The following is a 4,864-nucleotide window of genomic DNA, read 5'->3' as shown; positions in this document are numbered from 1 at the left end:
GCTCGACCTTCTCCCTGCTGTACATGCGAACCTCCAGTCCGGACCGCCCCGCGGTCCAACTTTCTGTCCGCACCCCCGCATAAAGTTCCTTTCGTCATATTGGACAAATATCCGTTGCAACATGCCAGAAATATATTGCATCGACTAATTGATGTCAACTATATCTGTCATCGGTATACGGATATAGCAGTTTCGATTCGCCATTCAGTCTTACCCGGACAGAACCGACTCGGTTTTGTCCGGGTAAGACTGGGCATCCGCGAACTCATCGAATTTCTGAATCGTGTCACCCATAATCGTTCGATTTTGTTTAGTAAAACTAGGTCCCTATTAAATAAAATTCGTTTGTATCCAAATTTGTTTAACAATGCCGCGCTACCACTAAACACTATACCCGTTAATTCGAACGATTGTTCGATGGATTTCGTGTTGGTTGGAATCGCCTATGGGCTGGGCTATGCTACCTTGACTATCTATATGACTAAAACGCAGCAAGGGAGCACCGAGAGAGCGAGTATGGCAAAAAACACCGCAAACTATGGTAACGACAGTATCCGCCAGCTCAAGGACGAGGAGCGCGTACGCCTGCGCCCCGCCGTCATCTTTGGCTCGGACGGACTCGACGGTTGCGCGCATGCCGCCTTCGAGATCCTGTCCAACGCCGTTGACGAGGCGCGCCAGGGCTACGGCAAGCTCATCACCCTTACCGCCTTTCGCGATGGCTCCATTCAGGTAGAAGACAACGGCCGCGGCTGCCCGCTCGACTGGAACCCTTCCGAAAAGCGCTTTAACTGGGAACTCGTCTTTTGCGAGCTCTACGCCGGCGGCAAATACAATAACAACCAGGGCGGCGACTACGACTTCTCGCTCGGCACCAACGGCCTGGGCTCGTGCGCAACCCAGTACGCCTCCGAGTACATGGACGTCACCGTCTGGCGCGACGGCAACAAGTACTCCCTGCACTTTAAGAAGGGCAAAGTCGTCGGCGCCAAAAAGAAGGCACTCGAGATTGAGCCCAGCGACGAGGACCGTACTGGCACCACCATCAAATGGCGCCCCGACCTTGAGGTCTTTACCTCGATCAGCATTCCCCACGATTGGTATCGCGAGACCATGCGCCGCCAGGCCGTGGTCAACGCCAACGTTACCTTCCGCCTGCGCATCGAAGGCGACGACGGCGAGTTTGCCGAAGAGGACTTTTGCTATCCCAAGGGTATCGAAGACTACGTGCTCGAGAAGGTCGGTACCGACTACCTTACCGAGCCCTTCTTTATCGAGGCTGACCGCCGCGGTCGCGACCGCGAGGACCTGCCCGACTACAACGTTAAAATCACCGCATGCATGTGCTTCTCGCGCACCTTCATGATGCAGGAGTACTACCACAACTCATCGTGGCTCGAGAACGGCGGTTCGCCCGAGAAGGCCGCTCGCAGCGCTCTGACCAGCGCCATCGATGCCTACATCAAGCAACAGGGCAAGTACAACAAAAACGAGAGTGGCATCAAATGGCAGGACGTCCAGGACTGCCTGGTACTGGTGACCAACTGTTTCTCCACCCAGACGTCCTACGAAAACCAGACCAAGAAGGCCATCAACAACCGCTTTATCCAGCAGGCCATGACGGCCTTCTTTAAGGAGCGCCTCTCGACTTACCTGATCGAGAACAAGGACGCTGCCAATAAGATCATGGAGCAGGTGCTCATCAACAAGCGTTCGCGTGAGAACGCCGAGAAAACGCGCCAGAGCATCAAGACCAACCTGCAGCAGAAAACCGACATGGCCAACCGCGTGCAGAAGTTCATCGACTGCCGCTCCAAGGACAAGAGCCGCCGCGAGATCTACATCGTAGAGGGCGACTCGGCAGCAGGCGCCATCCGCACCTCGCGCGATGCCGAGTTCCAGGGCGTCATGCCCGTCCGAGGCAAGATCCTCAACTGCCTAAAGGAGGACTACCCGCGCATTTTTAAGTCCGACATCATCATGGACCTCATGCGCGTGCTGGGCTGCGGCGTGGAGATCAAGGACAAGCGCATCAAGAACCTCGGTGCCTTTGACCTGGACAACCTCAACTGGAACAAGGTCATCATCTGTACGGACGCCGACGTCGACGGTTACCACATCCGCACGCTCGTGCTCACCATGCTCTACCGCCTGGTGCCCACACTTATCGACGAGGGCTACGTGTATATCGCCGAGTCGCCGCTCTACGAGATCAACTGCAAAGAGAAGACCTACTTTGCCTACACCGAGCTCGAAAAGAACGGCATTCTTAAGGAAATCGGCGACCAGAAGTGCTCCATCAACCGCTCCAAGGGTCTTGGTGAGAACGATCCGGACATGATGTGGCTCACCACCATGAACCCCGAGACGCGTCGTCTGATCAAGGTGGAACCCGAGGACGTCACCAAGATGGAGACCATGTTCAACCTATTGCTGGGCAACGACGAGGCAGGCCGCAAGCGCCATATCTCCGAGCACGGCAAGGAATATCTGGACCAGCTAGACCTGCAATAGCAGCAAATCGATAACGACGGCCATAAGAAGTTCAAGAGGAAATCGTGGCAAAGAAGAAGACGAAAACCCAGCCAAAGAAAAAGCAGGTCAACGCCGAGAACGTCATCGGCCTGCACTCCGAGGTCACCGATCAGCCAATCACGCAGACGCTCGAGGTCAACTACATGCCCTACGCCATGAGCGTCAACGTCTCGCGTGCATTCCCCGAGATCGACGGCTTTAAGCCCTCGCATCGCAAGCTGCTCTACACTATGTACAAGATGGGTCTGCTCAAGGGCGAGCGCCAGAAGAGCGCCAACATCGTGGGTCAGACCATGAAGCTCAACCCGCACGGCGACGCCGCGATCTACGAGACGATGGTGCGCCTGGCGACGGGTAACGAAGCGCTGCTTGCCCCCTTCGTGGAGTCGAAGGGCAACTTTGGCAAGTACTATTCGGGCGACCTGAGCTACGCCGCCTCGCGTTACACCGAGGCCAAGCTCTCCCCCATCAGCGCCGAGATCTTCAAGGACATCGACAAGGACCCGGTCGACTTCGTCGACAGCTACGACGGTGCCATGAAGGAGCCGCGTCTGCTGCCCACCACGTTCCCCAACATCCTCGTCTCGGCCAACAAGGGCATCGGCGTCGCTATGGCGTCCGATATCTGCGGCTTCAACCTCAACGAGGTCTGCACCGCCACGATGCACTACCTGAAGGACCCCGACTGCGATCTGCTCGAGTACATGCCCATGCCCGATTTCTCGACCGGCGGCGAGATTATCTACCGCCGCGAGGAGATGGAGAAGATCATCGAGACCGGTCTTGGCAGCTTCCAGATTCGCTCCCGCTGGCGCTGGATTCCCGAAGAGCGCATCATCGAGGTGTATGAGATCCCCTACACCACCAAGACCGATGTCATCATCGAGCGCATCGTCAAGCTCTCCAAGGAGGGCAAGGTCAAAGAGATCGCTGACATCCGCGACGAGACCGACCTCTCGGGCTTGCGCATCGCCATCGACCTTAAGCGCGGCGTCGACCCCGACAAGCTCATGGCCAAGCTCTATCGCTCGACCACGCTGCAGGACTCGTTCTCGTGCAACTTCAACGTGCTCGTCGACGGCTATCCCCGTGTTATGGGCGTGCGCCAGATCCTGCGCGAGTGGGTCAAGTGGCGTATTGAGTCCACGCGTCGCCGCATTAACTTTGACCTGGGCAAAAAGTCCGAGCGCCTGCACCTGCTGCACGGCCTTGAGGCGATCCTGCTCGACATCGACAAGGCGATCGCCATCATCCGCGGCACCAAACTCGAGGCCGAGGTCGTGCCCAACCTTATGAAGGGCTTCGACATCGACGAGACCCAGGCCGAGTTTGTCGCCGAGCTCAAGCTCCGCAACATCAACGAGGAGTACATCCTCAACCGCACCAAGGACATCGCTAAGCTCGAGGGTGAGATTGCCGAGCTTGAGGAGATCCTTTCGAGCGAAGAGAACATCAAGAAGGTCATCAGCGACGAGCTGGCCGCGGTCAACAAGAAGTACGTGATGCCGCGCCGCACGGGCAGGATCGAGCCCCATGAGGTTATCGAGGTAAGCTTGGAGCCCGAGGTCGAGGAGTACCCGGTTACGATCATGCTCTCGCGCGATGGCTACCTCAAGAAGATGACGGACCGCGTGCTCAAGAAGGCGACCACGCTCAAGTACAAGGACGGCGACAAACCCTTTATCGAGTTCCCGTCCTCCAACACCCACGAGCTGCTGGTCTTTACCAACAAGAGCCAGGTGTACAAGTGCAAGGTCACGGCGTTTGAGGACACCAAGTCGGCACAGCTGGGCTCGTACCTGCCGACCGATCTTGAGATGGAACCCGACGAGAACGTCATCTGGGTCATCGACCCCGAGGACTACAAGGCCGACGTGCTGTTCGTCTTTGAGAACGGCCGCGTGGTGCGTGTCGCGCTTGCCGGATACGTTACCAAGACCAACCGCAAGCGCCTCAAAAACGCCATCTATGGTGGCAGCAAGCTGCTGTATGCCCAGGTGCTCAAGGAAGATCGCGACATCGCGCTGGTCTCGAGCGACTACCGTCTGATGAACTTCAACACGTCGCTGCTCAAGACCAAGACGACCACCAACACGCAGGGCGTCCAGGCCTTTACGGCCAAGAAGGGCCGCTCGGTCACCACCGTCGGCACGACCGAGGAAATCCTTGGCGCCGGCGTCTCGGCCGAGAAGTTCACCGCGCAGAGCCTGCCCTCCGCCGGCGCCCTCATGAAGGAAAATGACATGCCGAGTTTGTTTGACTAAAACAACGGCGACTAAACCGTCATGGTTTTACAAAGCAGCGGGGCCCGGAGCGCAGTAAACGCTGC

General features: G+C 57.3%; 2 protein-coding genes. Both read left to right on the top strand.

Going from position 1 to position 4,864, the window contains the following annotated elements; genetic code table 11:
- The first annotated feature begins 516 nt into the window (after positions 1 to 516).
- On the top strand, positions 517 to 2,514 hold the full coding sequence (locus tag PMX72_RS10165; RefSeq protein WP_271729825.1) for a DNA gyrase/topoisomerase IV subunit B: 1,998 nt from the start codon (positions 517 to 519) through the stop codon (positions 2,512 to 2,514).
- Between the two features lie 44 nt (positions 2,515 to 2,558).
- Positions 2,559 to 4,799 (top strand): DNA gyrase subunit A, encoded by a 2,241-nt coding sequence (locus tag PMX72_RS10160; protein ID WP_271729823.1) that lies wholly within the window; start codon positions 2,559 to 2,561, stop codon positions 4,797 to 4,799.
- Positions 4,800 to 4,864: the final 65 nt, after the last annotated feature.

Origin of the sequence: Collinsella aerofaciens (assembly GCF_028207065.1) — a bacterium.
GTDB classification, from domain to species: Bacteria; Actinomycetota; Coriobacteriia; order Coriobacteriales; family Coriobacteriaceae; genus Collinsella; species Collinsella aerofaciens_AR.
Note: the sequence above shows the minus strand (reverse complement) of the source record. Positions and strands in the feature narration are given on the sequence as shown.

What these genes read in the sequence shown, in the direction of transcription:
- PMX72_RS10165 (WP_271729825.1), top strand. Translation starts at nt 517, where the DNA reads ATGGCAAAAAACACCGCAAACTATGGTAACGACAGTATCCGCCAGCTC.